The organism is Roseovarius gaetbuli, from assembly GCF_900172365.1.
GTDB lineage: Bacteria > Pseudomonadota > Alphaproteobacteria > Rhodobacterales > Rhodobacteraceae > Roseovarius > Roseovarius gaetbuli.
Genome location: NZ_FWFJ01000012.1, coordinates 13564 through 28056, shown reverse-complemented (window position 1 = coordinate 28056; position 14493 = coordinate 13564). Strand labels below are relative to the sequence as shown.

The 14493-nt window shown below is 60.6% G+C and carries 13 protein-coding genes and 1 tRNA gene; 4 read left to right on the top strand and 10 right to left on the bottom strand.

The genetic code is table 11. The annotated features are described in order from the left end of the window. Positions 1-30: 30 nt before the first annotated feature. A complete protein-coding gene (locus tag ROG8370_RS08010; protein WP_085826569.1) occupies positions 31-1233 on the top strand; it encodes a pyridoxal phosphate-dependent aminotransferase in 1203 nt (400 codons plus the stop codon). Between the two features lie 9 nt (positions 1234-1242). Further along, positions 1243-1647 carry a hypothetical protein gene (locus tag ROG8370_RS08005; RefSeq protein WP_085826568.1) on the top strand — a complete coding sequence of 135 codons (405 nt, stop codon included), beginning with the start codon at positions 1243-1245 and terminating at the stop codon, positions 1645-1647. Between the two features lie 27 nt (positions 1648-1674). On the opposite strand, the gene ROG8370_RS08000 is transcribed toward ROG8370_RS08005, so the two are convergent. The 9 genes from ROG8370_RS08000 to ROG8370_RS07960 form a co-directional block, all read right to left on the bottom strand. Then, entirely contained in the window at positions 1675-3039 is a 1365-nt protein-coding gene (locus ROG8370_RS08000) for an MATE family efflux transporter (RefSeq protein WP_085826567.1), read from the bottom strand. Between the two features lie 42 nt (positions 3040-3081). Next, positions 3082-3996: a nickel/cobalt transporter gene (locus ROG8370_RS07995; protein WP_085826566.1), complete on the bottom strand. Its 915-nt coding sequence runs from the start codon at positions 3994-3996 to the stop codon at positions 3082-3084. Next, a complete protein-coding gene (locus ROG8370_RS07990; RefSeq protein ID WP_085826565.1) occupies positions 3978-4622 on the bottom strand; it encodes a DUF1007 family protein in 645 nt (214 codons plus the stop codon). Before ROG8370_RS07990 ends, ROG8370_RS07995 begins: the two co-directional genes overlap by 19 nt. A gap of 73 nt (positions 4623-4695) precedes the next feature. After that, positions 4696-5613, bottom strand: coding sequence for a polyphosphate kinase 2 (gene ppk2, locus ROG8370_RS07985; RefSeq protein WP_085826564.1), 918 nt, complete (start codon positions 5611-5613; stop codon positions 4696-4698). A gap of 122 nt (positions 5614-5735) precedes the next feature. Next, positions 5736-6674 (bottom strand): MYG1 family protein, encoded by a 939-nt coding sequence (locus ROG8370_RS07980; RefSeq protein ID WP_085826563.1) that lies wholly within the window; start codon positions 6672-6674, stop codon positions 5736-5738. A 165-nt stretch (positions 6675-6839) separates the two neighbouring features. Next, entirely contained in the window at positions 6840-7151 is a 312-nt protein-coding gene (locus tag ROG8370_RS07975) for an ETC complex I subunit (protein ID WP_085826562.1), read from the bottom strand. A gap of 158 nt (positions 7152-7309) precedes the next feature. Beyond that, positions 7310-7729, bottom strand: coding sequence for a peptidoglycan-binding protein LysM (lysM, locus tag ROG8370_RS07970; RefSeq protein WP_085826561.1), 420 nt, complete (start codon positions 7727-7729; stop codon positions 7310-7312). A 74-nt stretch (positions 7730-7803) separates the two neighbouring features. After that, positions 7804-9597 carry an ABC transporter transmembrane domain-containing protein gene (locus ROG8370_RS07965; protein WP_085826560.1) on the bottom strand — a complete coding sequence of 598 codons (1794 nt, stop codon included), beginning with the start codon at positions 9595-9597 and terminating at the stop codon, positions 7804-7806. Positions 9598-9851: 254 nt separating this feature from the next. Beyond that, positions 9852-9925, bottom strand: a tRNA-Gly gene (locus ROG8370_RS07960). 294 nt (positions 9926-10219) lie between these two features. Here ROG8370_RS07960 and istA point away from each other — a divergent pair. After that, positions 10220-11746, top strand: coding sequence for an IS21 family transposase (gene istA, locus ROG8370_RS07955; protein ID WP_085826559.1), 1527 nt, complete (start codon positions 10220-10222; stop codon positions 11744-11746). Next, entirely contained in the window at positions 11736-12527 is a 792-nt protein-coding gene (gene istB / locus ROG8370_RS07950) for an IS21-like element helper ATPase IstB (protein WP_085826558.1), read from the top strand. The genes istA and istB overlap by 11 nt, the downstream gene beginning before the upstream one ends. Before the next feature lie 50 nt (positions 12528-12577). Here istB and ROG8370_RS07945 read toward each other — a convergent pair whose 3' ends face one another. Beyond that, a complete protein-coding gene (locus tag ROG8370_RS07945; protein WP_170925204.1) occupies positions 12578-14452 on the bottom strand; it encodes a VapE domain-containing protein in 1875 nt (624 codons plus the stop codon). Positions 14453-14493: the final 41 nt, after the last annotated feature.

Here is a 14493-nt window from a genome sequence, read left to right as displayed (position 1 = left end):
CTGACGAGTGAATTCAAACCGGAGAACGCCATGTCCATCCTTTCCGCGACACTTTCGCGCGTCAAACCTTCGCCTACGATTGCCGTGACCACCAAGGCGCAGGAATTGAAAGCCGCCGGTCGCGATGTGATCGGCCTTGGCGCCGGCGAGCCGGACTTCGACACGCCCGACCACATCAAGGCGGCCGGCATCCGCGCGATCGAGGCGGGCAAGACCAAATACACCGCCGTGGATGGCATCCCCGAGCTCAAGGCGGCGATCTGTGCCAAGTTCAAGCGCGACAACGGGCTCAAGTATGTGCCCGCACAGGTCAGCGTCGGCACCGGCGGCAAACAGATCCTCTATAATGCGCTGATGGCGACGCTGAACCCCGGCGACGAGGTGGTGATCCCCGCGCCCTATTGGGTAAGCTATCCCGATATGGTGCTGCTGGCGGGCGGCGAGCCGGTGATCGCACCTGCGGGCATCGAAAGCGGCTTCAAGCTCAGCCCCGAGGCGCTTGAGGCGGCGATCACCCCGAAAACCAAGTGGTTCATCTTCAACTCGCCCAGCAACCCCACCGGGGCCGGCTATACCTGGGATGAACTCAAGGCTCTGACCGATGTGCTGTTGCGCCATCCCCATGTCTGGGTGATGACCGATGACATGTATGAGCACCTCTCCTATGACGGGTTTGAATTCTGCACCCCGGCCCAGGTCGAACCGGCGCTTTATGATCGCACGCTCACCTGCAATGGCGTTTCCAAGGCCTATGCGATGACCGGCTGGCGGATCGGCTATGCGGCGGGCCCGCAAGATCTGATCGGCGCGATGCGCAAGATCCAGTCGCAAAGCACCTCGAACCCCTGCACCATCAGCCAATGGGCGGCCGTCGAGGCGCTGAACGGCAGCCATGATTTCATCGCCGCCAATAACGCCATATTCAAACGCCGCCGCGATCTTGTGGTCAGCATGCTGAGCGAGATCGACGGCATCGAATGCCCCACCCCGAATGGCGCGTTTTATGTCTACCCCTCCATCGCCGAGCTGATCGGCAAGACCAGCAAGGCCGGCACGCTGATCGACAATGACGAGGCCTTTGCCACCGCCCTTCTGGAAGAAACCGGCGTCGCTGTGGTCTTTGGCGCCGCCTTTGGGCTTTCGCCAAACTTTCGCGTCAGCTACGCTACTTCTGACGAGGCGCTCAAAGAGGCCTGCACGCGCATTCAGACCTTCTGCGCAGAGCTAGGGTAAGAGGTATCAATGGCGGGCGATCTGCCAGACTATTATTTCAGGGTCCGTGAAAACGGCGCTTTCGTGTTCCGGGTTGATACCGAGAACCGACAGCGCCGTATCGACATGGAACAGATCGCCGTCATCAACATCCGCAAATCGGAAATCAAACCGCATGGCGACCGCGCCCTCACGGACGAGGATATCGCCGCCATCAGCGAGTGGATGGCCGAGCGCCTCAAGCTGATCGAACACCGCGATATCGACGATATCCTGCGGGCGGTCGATTACCTCAACACCACCACCCATTGGGCACAATCGCGCGCCACCGAGGATCAGCTCGAAGAGGTCACAGATTCCCTTCTGCTGGCGATGCATGATCTGCGCACGGTGCTGGTGCGCAAAAAGGCGGATCGGCTGCTCAAAGACGGCTGACCCTCGGCTTCTTCTTGGCTCAAATACTCAAACTCCCTGCACCCCCACCCCGCGCGCCGACCAGCCCCAGAAGCGCACCAGCATGAACACGCCCGCCAGCGCCAGCCCCGCCGCGAGGCCCAGCCAGATACCGGGGCCACCAAAGCCGAAGACGAACCCCAGTCCATAGCTGACCGGCACACCGACCGCCCAATAGCTGAGCGCGGCAATCACCATCGGCACGCGGGTATCCTGCACCCCGCGCAACAAGCCTAGCGCCGAGACCTGCGCCGCATCGACCAGCTGAAACAGCGCCGCCGCCGCCAAAAGCTGTCGCCCGGCGGCCATCACCGCCGCGCGGTCGGGGTCGTCGGGGTCAAGAAACACACCTATCAAAAGGTCAGGCACGACGAGGAACATCACCATCGTCGTCACCGCCACCGCCCCGGCCATGCCAAGCACCACCTTTGCGCCGTCGCGCAAGGCCACGCCGTCACCGCGCCCAAAGGCCTGACCCGCGCGCACCGTGGCCACGTTCGACAGGCCGATATGCACCATGAACACCACCGAGGTCACCTGAAGCGCGATGCCATGTGCCGCAAGCGACAGCGTCCCCAGCCAGCCCATCATCACCGAGGCCGCCGCGAAAAGCCCGACCTCGGCCAGGCTGGTAAGGCCAATCGGCCAACCAAGGCGAAACACCGCGCCAAGCGCCTCCCAATCGGGGCGCCAGAAGCGTTGGAACATGGCGTGCTCCGGCGCGCTTGCGGCGACATAAACGGCGAGCGCCAGCAGAGCGGCGGTGTTGACCAGAAGCGAGGCGATCGCCGCGCCGCGCACGCCCAGTTCGGGAAAGCCGAGGTTGCCGAAGATCAGCAGGTAATTGATGCCCACATTCACCACCACCGCCGCCAGCGTGACCCAAAGCACCACGCTGGTGCGTTCCAGCGCCGCCAGATAGGATTTGAGCACCATCACCAAAAGGGCCGGCACGATCCCCCAGCCGGCAATCTCAAGATATTGCCCGGCCAGTTCCGCCACGTCCGGATCCTGCCCCAAAAGGGCAAAGACCGCCTCTGACCAGATCATCACCGGCAAGGCCAGCACGCCATAAAACAGCGAGGCCCAAAGCCCCATGCGCGTGACCCTGCGCACCTGTGTTTCCTGCCCCGAGGCCTCAGCCGAGGCAACCATCGGCATCACCGCCCAGGCAAAGCCCGAGCCCATGATGAAGAGCACGAAAAACAGCGTCCCGCCCAGAACTTCGGCGGCCAGAGCCTCGACCGAATACCAGCCAAGCATGACAGCATCGCTCAGGTTGATGGCAAACTGCGCCACATGGCTGCCGATCAAGGGCAGGCCAAGCAATAGCACCGCGCGGGCGTGCTGGCGATATGTAAGGCGGTGTTGCATGGGCATGGCGTTAGACGGGGCGCGCCTTTTGCGCAAGTCTCGTCAAAGCGTGCCAAGCATCAGATGCATTGAGACTGCCGCAATAAACACGCCCGCCGCGATCTCCAAAAGCGGAAGCGTGCGCGCCATGCCGCCCTGAGTGGCCAGCCGCGCAAGTGCGCCCTCGCGCAGGGTCACAGAGGCAAAGGCCACAACCAGCGTCACGCTCGCCGTGCCAAGCCCCATGGCAAAGGCCCCAAGGATGCCCGCCACATCAAGCCCCATGCGCCAGGTGAGCACCAGCAGGAACAGCGCCCCGGTACAAGGGCGGATGGCCACCGCGCCAATCAAGGCAGCGGCGTCACGCCAGCCGGTGACGGCCTCCGCCTCGGCAAGGCTTGGCCCGTGTTTATGGCCGCAACTTTGGCAGGCAGTGTGATCGTGCCCGTGATTGCCACTCGTCTGGGGGGTGCTCTGCGCGCGTGCGCGCCACCAGCGGCGTAGCCCTCGGATCGCCAGCCAAAGCCCGATAAGCCCAATCGCGCCAAAGCTCGCAGGGGCCATGATATCCTCGGCCAATCCGGTCATGCGCTGTCGGGTCAAATCGAAGACCAGCACGCCGGCATAAACCAGAACCACCGCCGCCGCCGCTTGGGCAAGGCTAGAGGCAAGCGCCAGCGCCCCAAGGCGCAGCGCGCTGACACGTGCGGCGACGCCGTAGCCGCCAATCAGGATCTTGCCATGCCCCGGCCCCGCCGCATGAAAAAAGCCATAGGCGAAACACAGCCCCAAAAGCCCCGCGAGCGCCCCCGGCTCGCCCGCGCGCAGGCTGCGCAACAGCCGCGCCATGGCGTTTTGGGTCTCGACCTGTCCGGCGCGCGCCCAGGCGCTGATCTCGCCTGCTCCGCCAAGCCCCCAGAGCCAGATCACCAGCCCCAAAAGCGCAAGCGCCGCAAGGCTCAGGACGGGGCGGTGCATGTCACGGTTAGGCTGTCGGAATAAAGGTTGCCCACATCAACACCGGCGAATTCCTCCTCAGCCGTCATGCTTGACAGCATCTGGCGGAATTTCTCCTGGCTTTCGTCCAGATCGGGCTTGGTGATCTTATGCGCACAGCCCCCCGGCAGGGTGATCGGCCCGGCGAGGCTATAGGCCACGTAATAGGTCGGATCATACGCCTCGACGCGCAGGGACTTGCCCGAGAGTGGGCCAAAGCTTCGGGTGTGGGTGGCGATGATCCGGCCATCGCGCAGCGTGGCGCCGGTTGGAACCGGATGATCCAGCGCGATCTTGGTCTCGCCCTGATACATGAAAAGATCGCCCTCAAACCCCTCGGGCCATTCCACCAGATCAAAGCCCTTGAGCGTCGCAAGCTCTGCCGCGCTCAGAACGCCATCGCCATCCGGATCAAGGCCCATATCGCTCAGGATCAGCAGGGAAAAGAAATCGTCATAGCTCCAGGTGACCTCGACCTCTGCCAGACGGCCCTCGCCGTCCGCCGTAAAGCGCAGCGCCACATCAACAAAGATATGCGGATGCGCGCCCGGTTGCGTCACAGGCAGGCAAAGCGAGGCCGCAAGGGCATAAGGCATAAGTGTTTTCATGGCTTTAGCATTAGCCGCGCCGCCTGCGCGCCGCAAGCCGGTGACGCGCGCAGGCAGAGGGCATCGGCGAAGATCAGCGCGCCTTGCGATCCGCCGCCGGATGCGAGGTTTTACCAAGAATCTGATCGGCCCCGTGCAACACGTGCTGCGCGGTCGAGATGATCTGCGGATCGGGGGCATGGGCGATCTCAAGGTCTTTGCCCGGATAATCCAGCGAACTGAGGAAATGCAGCATGCAGTTCAGCCGCGCGCGTTTCTTGTCGTTGGATTTGACCACCGTCCAAGGCGCATCAGCGGTGTCGGTGTAAAAGAACATCGCCTCTTTCGCATCGGTATATTCCTGCCATTTGCCAAGGCTTTGCTTGTCAATCGGGCTAAGCTTCCACTGTTTCAGGGGGTCGGTGGCGCGGCTGTCAAAGCGGCGCTTCTGCTCGTCCTGAGTGACCGAGAACCAGTATTTATAAAGCCGGATACCAGAGCGCACCAACATGCGTTCAAGCTCGGGTGTCTGGCGCATGAATTCAAGGTATTCATGCGGCTCGCAAAACCCCATGACCCGTTCAACGCCCGCGCGATTGTACCACGAGCGGTCATAAAGCACGATTTCACCCGAGGTCGGCAGATGTTCGATATAACGCTGGAAAAACCACTGGCCACGTTCGGTATCGGTGGGTTTGTTCAGGGCCACCACCCGCGCCGCGCGCGGATTGAGATGCTCGGTAAAGCGCTTGATCGTGCCGCCCTTGCCCGCCGCATCGCGCCCCTCGAACAAAAGCACGAACTTCTGCCCGGTCTCCTGCGCCCAGATTTGAACTTTGAGCAGCTCGGCCTGAAGCTTGGCTTTCATGGCCTCATATTCGGACCGCCCCATTTTCGTGTCATAGGGGTATTCGCCATTCTCAAAGGATTGGCGCAGCGTGATGACCTGATCCAGATCCTCAGGCGTTTCGATGTCAGGCAGAGCCGCTCCGCCAGCGGATTTCAAACTCATAAAACGTCTCCTTTAAGATTGCTCGCACAATCATAATAGCAAAGCGCTCAATGGTCTTTGATCCGCATCAACATGGCCCGGCGCCGGGGCGCCGACCTCACGCTGGCAGGCCGCTCTTAAAGCTATCCCGACAATGCCTCGGCCAAGGCCTCGGTCACCGCGAGATTGGCCATTTCAAGGATCGCGTCACGCGAGGTCGCCACGGCAATGAACCGCCCGTTGTGACAGAACTTTGCGCCCGCAACGCCGCTGGCGGCTTCCAGTGTGGCATCGGTCAAGCCCGCCCAAGCGGCGGGAAGATCGGCGCGGCTTTCAAAGGTGTCGCCGCCCAAACGGATCGTGGTCAGCGTCCAATCCGCCCCACGCGGATGGACCACGAACAAGAGGTGATCGGCGCCCGCCTTTTCCACACCCGCCCGAAACGGCATGCCCATCGGAAGCTCCAGAACGCGGCCCTCACCGGCCGCCTCAATGGCCGCCATCACCATCGCCTCGGCGCGGTATTTCGCGGCCCGGCGTTTGATCTGTGCCTCGACGAAAGCCCGCGCCACGGGCAAGGCGGCCATGAACGCGCGGTCATCGACCCCGTCTTCGTTCTCGTCAAAGACCGGTTTCAGGCTTTCGAGCAACACCGGCAAGGTCAGCCCGGCAAAGAGCGGTCCGGCCTCGGAGGCATTGACCGCACCATTATCAAGCAAATCGACCGGCAGAACAAAACCGCGATCAAACGAGTCGTGGATTGTCTCGATGTCATGCTCGGGCACCTCCATCGCGCGCAGGTAATCGCGGCCATACCGAGCCCAGATCAAACCGAAAGAGCTATAGGGTTGACCATCCTCGCGCAGCGGGTTGGGCCGCTGGTGGTGATCGAAAATCTGCGCCTCGGCATCAAAATCACCGCCCACATCATAGATAATTCGGTCCTCGCCGGGCGTGATCCAGGCCTTGTCGCGGCTGCGGATCAGCTCTGCTGCGGGAAACACCCGCGTCAGGATCACCGAGGACAACAGCTCATCAGCATGAAAGCCCCCGGAATGGGTCACAAGGTGGGTGATGGTCATTATCAACAGGCTCCAGCCGGGCTTGAAAAGATTTGGGCGGCCTCAAAAGCCGCCCGTCGGTCACTGTGACCGCAATTGTTAACAAGGTAAGATGTAAACCAAAATCACGTTCCGCACCGGGGCGCAGAGGCAATTTTCGGGATATTCACCCATATTTACAGGGTCTTAGTGGGTCCAGACCTGACGACGGGAGGTCGAGAAATTCTCGCTGTAGCCACCGGGGCGGATGTTCTGTTTGCGTTTGTGGGGCTCTTGCACCTCTGCGTCGATGCCCTGCGCCTTGGCGTAATCAAGCGCGGCCTCTTTGGTGTCGAACCGAAGCCGCACCTGCGCCTGTGTATCGGTGGACGAGGTCCAGCCCATCAGCGGATCAACCTCGCGCGCGCTGTCCGAGACATACTCAAGCACCCAGTATTTGGTCTTGCCCGTGCCGGACTGCATGGCGTTGCGGGCGGGTTGGTAAATACGCGCGGACATCGGCGACTCCTGTCAGTTCGCGGCAGTTATCCCAAATTGGCGGGCACACGGCAAGGGGCGAATGTCGCGGATTGTGCGCAGATGGCGCCCCGAGAAACGGTCGTAAAAAAGGCCGGGCAAGGTCTCCCCTGCCCGGCCCTGTTACGACAGGCCTTCGATCACGCCTGTGGAATGCGCAGAACCTGACCGGGATAGATCTTGTCGGGGTGCGAGAGCATCGGCTTGTTGGCCTCGAAAATCTCTTCGTAGCGTGCGCCATTGCCAAGGGTCGCGGCGGAAATCGCCCAAAGGGTATCGCCTTTCTTTACCTCGTGAAACACCGGCTCTGCGCCGCCTGCATTGTCCTCGACGGCGGCCACACCGGCCACGTTGCCAACGGCCAGAAGAACCTTTTCCTTGGCTTCCTGGCTGACGGCGGTGCCGCTTACCTTGACGGTATCGCCATCGACCTCGATATCGAGACCTTTCGCATCAAGCCCAAGATCGGCCAGCTCTTTCTTTAGCGCTTCGGGTTCGGGTGCGTCGTCACCGCCAAAAAGCGATTTGCCCGCACTCTTCATGAAGTTCAAAAGTCCCATGTCGTGTCTCCGTTTACTAAGGTTACTGGTCTATCAGTGCGCCAAGCAGGCCAGCCGCACCAGGGGAATTTGCCTTAAGCCGCCTCACCATCGGTGAACTGAAGCCGCGCAAGGCGGGCGTAAAGTCCGTTCTCGGCCACAAGGCTATCATGGGTGCCCTGCGCCACGATGCGGCCCTGATCCATCACCACGATCCGGTCGGCCTTTTTGACGGTCGCCAGACGGTGGGCGACGATGATCGTGGTGCGGGTGCGCGCCATGGCGTCGACCGCATGCTGCACCGCGCGCTCGCTTTCGGCGTCAAGCGACGAGGTCGCCTCGTCGAGCAACAGGACCGGCGCGTCGCGCAGGATGGCGCGGGCGATGGCGATCCGCTGTTTCTGACCACCCGAGAGCATCACGCCACGCTCGCCCACGTAGGTATTAAACCCCTCCGGCAAGGCGGTGATAAAGTCATAGGCGGCGGCGGCGCGGGCGGCCTCTTCGACCTCGGCGTCGCTGGCGTCAAGACGGCCAAAGCGGATGTTGTCACGCGCCGAGGCGGCAAAAATCACCGGGTCTTGCGGCACAAGCGCAAGGTCACGGCGGAAATCATGGCGCGCCATATCCGACAGCGCCACACCATCCAGTGTCACGCGGCCCTCGTCAGGATCGTAAAACCGCTGGATCATCTGGATCACGCTGGTCTTGCCCGCGCCCGAGGGCCCGACAAGCGCCACGGTTTCACCAGCCTTGATCGCCAGGTTGAGATCATCCAGCGCCAGAATGCCGGGCCGCGAGGGATAGGAGAAACGCACGCCTTCAAAGGCAATCGCGCCTTTCACCGGGCGCGGCACCGGCTTGGGGTCGCTCGGGTCGGTGACCGGATCATCGGCCTGAAGCAGCTCGACAAGGCGCTCGGTGGCCCCGGCGGCGCGCTGAAGCTCGCCCCAGATTTCCGAGAGCGCCGCAACGGCCCCGGCGACCATCACCGAATAGATCACGAATTGCACAAGGCTGCCGGCGGTCATGCCGCCCGCGCGCACATCGCGCGCGCCCATCCAGAGCACGCCGACGACGCCGGTAAACACCAGGAAGATCACGATCACCGTCATCAGGGCGCGGGTGTTGATCCGGCGGCGCGCGGCGTCATGGCTGCGCTCGGTGACATAGGCAAAGCGCGCGCGGCTCTCGGCCTCGTGGGTAAAGGCCTGAACCGTCTGCACCGACGACAGCGCCTCAGAGGCATTGCCGGAACTGTTGGCGATCCAATCCTGGTTTTCGCGGCTCAGCACCCGCATCTTGCGCCCCAGCGTCAGGATCGGCACGATCACCAGCGGCACGATCAGCAACACCATGCCGGTAAGCTTGGGCGAGGTGAACAGCATCAAGCCCATGCCACCAAGGAAAATCAAAAGGTTACGCAACGCAATTGAGACAGAAGAGCTTATGACCGAGAGGATAAGCGTGGTGTCGGTGGTGATCCGGCTAAGCACTTCGCCGGTCATCAGACGCTCGAAAAATGCCGGGCTCATGGCGATCACGCGATCAAACACCGCCTTGCGTATATCGGCCACGACCCGCTCGCCCAACCGGGTGACAAGCATATAGCGAAGCCCGGTGCCAACCGCCAAAAGCGCCGCGATCAGCAGGGCTGCGGCGAAATACTGATCCAGAATGGCACCATCTTCGATGCCGAAATTGTCGACCACGCGGCGCACCGCCAGCGGCAGCACAAGCGCCACACTCGCCGTCAGGGCAAGCGCCAGAACGGCCGCAGCCAAAAGCGGGCGATAAGGGCGCAGAAACGGCCAGAGCGCGGCCAATGCACCTACACGTTTCGATTTTTCGCGGTCCTGCAATTCGGCAGTCTTGGGCGTGCGCGCCATTCGTCTTCATCCCTCATCATTTGATCTTGTTTCTTGGCCGGGCAGCGCGCCGGGGTCAAGGGGACAGATCGACCACAGGGGTCAAGACCGGGGAAAACGCCATAATCAGGCAAATGCTGGAGCGTGCGAAGGGAATCGAACTCGTATCATCAGCTTGGAAGGCTGTTGTTCAATTTTAAATTATATCTTTTAAAACAAATACTTAACCAAACACCATAACATGTTTTGCAGGTTATTTGTCAGATAAGAATTTCTGGAGCGGGCGGCGGGAATCGAACCCGCGTCATTAGCTTGGAAGGCTAAGGTCTTACCACTACACAACGCCCGCTCAACTAATTCAGGTAGTATTTCATACCCATGTGGGCGTCAAGTGGACCCAGTCAAAAAGGCATCTTAGATCAGCGAACCGGCTCCCGGTTCCGTCCCTAAATGATCACAGCGCAGTTTGCATCGCCCATTAGTGCAAGCCTACTCAATGTTGCGTCGCCCGCATCAGCATATCATCCGTATGTTGAATGTCACTGAGAACTGACCCGGTAGAGTTCAGAATTGTCATTGAGAAGTGACCCATGTGCAACCGTGCCCCTGACGGGATTTGTCGGGGGTTATTGGAGTGATAGACATGGGATTTTTGAGCGTAATTCGACGATGGGCTTTGAGGGACAAGATGCCCATTCGCGAGATTTCACGGCGGACAGGGCTGTCTCGCAACACCATCAGGAAGTATCTGCGGGCTGATATAGTCGAGCCCAATTTCAGGACGCCGACACGGCCAAGCAAGCTGGATCCGTTTGCGGAAAAACTGTCGGGCTGGTTGCTGGCGGAGCAGCGTAAATCGCGCAAAGACCGGCGTACTGCCAAGCAGATGCATGCGGATCTGGTGCAACTGGGTTTTGACGGGTCTTATGAACGCGTTGCAGCTTTTGTGCGGGCGTGGAAAGCAGATCGGCAGCATGCACAGCAAACGACTGGGCGGGGGACATTCGTGCCGCTGGTGTTTCAACCTGGCGAGGCTTTCCAGTTTGATTGGAGCGAAGATTGGGCCGTGATCGACGGCGAACGCATCAAGCTTCAAGTGGCCCATATCAAGTTGTCACACAGCCGCGCATTTTTGGTGCGGGCCTATTTGTTACAGACGCATGAAATGCTGTTTGATGCCCACTGGCATGCCTTTCGTGTGTTCGGTGGCATCCCAGGCCGCGGCATCTATGACAACATGAAGACGGCAGTGGACAGGGTTGGGCGCGGCAAGCAACGCGATGTGAACGCCCGTTTCTTGACGATGACAAGCCACTACGTCTTTGAGCCAGAGTTCTGCAATCCAGCTGCCGGGTGGGAGAAAGGTCAGGTTGAGAAGAATGTCCGCGATGCGCGCCATCGATTGTGGCAGGTCGCCCCTGTCTTCCCTGACCTTAAAGCGCTGAACAACTGGCTGGAAGATCGGTGCACGGTGCTGTGGGCTGAGACTGCGCACGGCAGTTTGCCCGGTAGTATTGCCGATGCCTGGGAGACCGAGAAAGCCGCGCTGATGCCGCTGCCAACAGCCTTTGACGGCTTTGTTGAGCTGAGCAAGCGTGTGTCACCAACCTGCTTGATCACCTTTGATCGCAACCGCTACTCTGTGCCCGCAAGCTTCGCAAACCGCCGTGTCAGCCTGCACATCTACCCTGAGAAATTGGTCGTTGTTACCGAGGGGCAGGTCATTTGCACCCATGAGCGCATCATTGAAAGATCCCACCGCCAGCCTGGGCGCGTCATCTATGACTGGCGGCATTATCTGGCGGTGGTCCAGCGCAAACCGGGGGCGCTGCGCAATGGTGCCCCATTCCTGGAAATGCCCGATCCTTTCCGACAATTGCAGGATCAATTACTGCGTAAGCCCGCAGGAGATCGAGAGATGGTCGATATCTTATCGCTCGTTCTGCACCACGAAGAACAGGCCGTGCTCTGTGCCGTGGAGATGGCACTGGAAGCAGGCGTGCCAACCAAAACCCATGTGCTGAACCTGCTTCACAGGTTGGTGGACGGCACTCCGACCGACCAGCCCGATGTGACGCCACCATCGGCTCTGGCCCTGAGTAAGGAACCTGAGGCCAATGTCAGCCGCTACGACGGGCTGCGGCAGGGAGGTACGCGCCATGCGTCATGATCCTGCTGGAGCCGCCATTGTTATCATGCTGCGCAGCCTGAAGATGCCGGGCATGGCGCAGGCCGTTGGCGATCTGATCGAACAGGGGGCACCTGCATTCGATGCAGCTGTCCCCATGCTCTCACAATTGCTCAAGGCGGAAATGGCAGAACGTGAGGTGCGTTCCATTGCCTACCACATGAAGGCAGCCCGCTTCCCGGCTTACAAGGATCTCTCTGGTTTTGACTTCGCTGCCAGCGAGATCAACGAAGCCCTCGTGCGCCAGCTGCACCGATGTGAGTTCATGGATGCAGCCGAGAACGTGGTCTTGATCGGCGGGCCTGGCACTGGGAAATCGCATGTCGCGACCGCCCTCGGCGTTCAGGCCATCGAACATCACCGCAAACGTGTTCGCTTCTTCTCAACCGTCGAACTGGTCAATGCGCTGGAACAGGAAAAGGCCCTTGGCAAAGCTGGAAAGATCGCCGAGGCGCTAATCAAGACGGATTTGGTGATCTTGGACGAGCTGGGCTATCTGCCGTTCAGCACCTCAGGCGGTGCTTTGCTGTTCCACCTTCTCAGCAAGCTCTACGAGCGCACCAGCGTGGTCATCACCACCAACCTCAGCTTCAGCGAATGGGCCACGGTCTTCGGAGACGCCAAGATGACTACCGCACTCCTCGATCGGCTGACGCACCGCTGCCACATCCTTGAGACCGGCAACGACAGCTATCGCTTCAAAGCCAGCTCCGAGATTGCGAAACAGAAACGAAAAGAGAAAACACCATTGACCACATCATGACGCAGAAAGCATAACGACTGAGCGGGTCAAATCTCGGTGACAAACCCGGGTCAGTTCTCAGTGACATTCAACAGACCGGGCTCATAGAGCCGCGCGATGGCCGCCATGAACCAGAGGAGCGCCAGTTCCCGGTGGTAGGCGTTGTCCACGCAGCCGAGCCAATCTAGGAAGAAGGTCTCGACACGGGCCACGCCGTCCCATTCGGTCAGTTCCAGACGCCGGAGAACCGGGTTGTAGCTGTTGCGCTGGGCGGCCAGCATCATCCCGTGTTTGACGTCCTGGTTCACGAAGTCCTTGCCGTAGCCCTTGTCACGCGTCGGCGCGGAAAGGCAGTAGGCCAGAGCCGCCGTGTCGATGTCGGTCCACTTCCGGCCCACCTTGGCCTTGTGCATGATCTTCTGGAACGCCGGAGAGGCCCAGGTGTTGTCGCCGTAGTGGATGATCGGCGGTTGCGGCACGTCTACCTTGGAAAAACGGAGCAGGCCCATAGCGTCCGGGCCGCCGCTCAATTCGTTGTAGGCGATGTTGGGCGCGATCCGCCGGTCATTGGTGATGATCAGGATGCAGTTGAACTTGGACTTCTCGACCTGATCGATCTTGTTCAGGACCAGACGCTCTTGCCACGGCGATCCGTCGTCCTCGGCCTCGGCCTTCTTATCCTTGGCTTTCTTTTTCGGCTTCGACTCGGGCTCGCCTTCGTCCGGCAGATCGTCGAAGTCGGAGTTATTGTCTTCCCCATCGTCGTCGGTCGAGAGAAGGTCGGCCTCGTCTGCAACGCCGTCGTCGTCCTCCAGGTCGTCGAACTCTTCATCATCAAAGGCGAGAGCGTTGGCCCGTTCTTTCTTGACCAGCTCGTCTTTCAGAGCCCACTCGGTCATCGCCTTGAAGGACGGCATGTTGCCCGGCCCGGTGTTGCCGTTGGCATCCTCGTCCAGGTGGCCGAATTTATGGATTCGCACGAGGTCGAATATGTTGTGCTGCCCGTCTGCCGGGTCGGTGCCGTGGAACGACTGGACGAACGTATCGTCATAGATCACCACGCCGTTGTAGGCCGAGCCCAAGGCGTAGGTATAGCGGATGTCAGTGCCCGAGGATTGCCCCGGCACGTAGATGTCGTCGAGGAACTCGGCAATCGCCTCCTCGGCCCCGTATGCGCGGCAGAAAGCACCGATCACGCCGGGCTTCTCGGTCGGGTCCTCCATAGAGGTCTTGCCGGTCGTGTTCTCGGCGCTGTTCTCGTCGTCCTGGCGCGGCAGCTTGGTATAGTCCTGCCAATCGGGATGAGCGGCCAAGAACTCGTCGGGGTTTAGGATCGGTGAGTCCCCGTGGAACCCGTGCCGATACTCCTGCATGCGCGAGACCGACGGCAGGTACATGATCTGGTTGGGCCGGAAGCTGACCAGATCGGGGATTTCGATAGCCTCTCTCGGGTCATCGGCCAGGGTCAACGCCAGGTAGCGGGTGATCGCGTTCGCCTCGTCACCGTCCACCATGCGCGTGAGCGGCACGATGATCCGTATCCGGGGCTTTTCGTCGCAATGCGCCCGGGTTGTGTGCCAGAGATAGGCCCATTCGTTGATCTCGGCCAAGCCGCTCAAGATGAACTCTGCCTGCTCGGGGGTCGCGTAGTCGATGTCGATCTGGATACCAGACCGACCGACCATATCCCCGATCTTGCGCGAGCCGTTCTTGAATTTGCCCGCGACCAGGAAGCCAGCGGCGGCTTTCTTTTCGCCCTGGACCGCCTTTCCCTCTTTCGACTCGCCCAGCTTCATATACTCGGCGTAGGTGATCGAGTTGTCGCGGGACGGCTCCTCGAACATCCTGTTGAGCGCCCGTAAGGACGTTCGCGAGGCTTTACTCTTGCCCCGATTCGTCTTGCCAATGGCGAGCCAAATCTGGTGGTTGATTACGTCGTCGCGCATGACCGTGCTCCCTCTTTTAGAGCATTTAATTTTTGTGATTT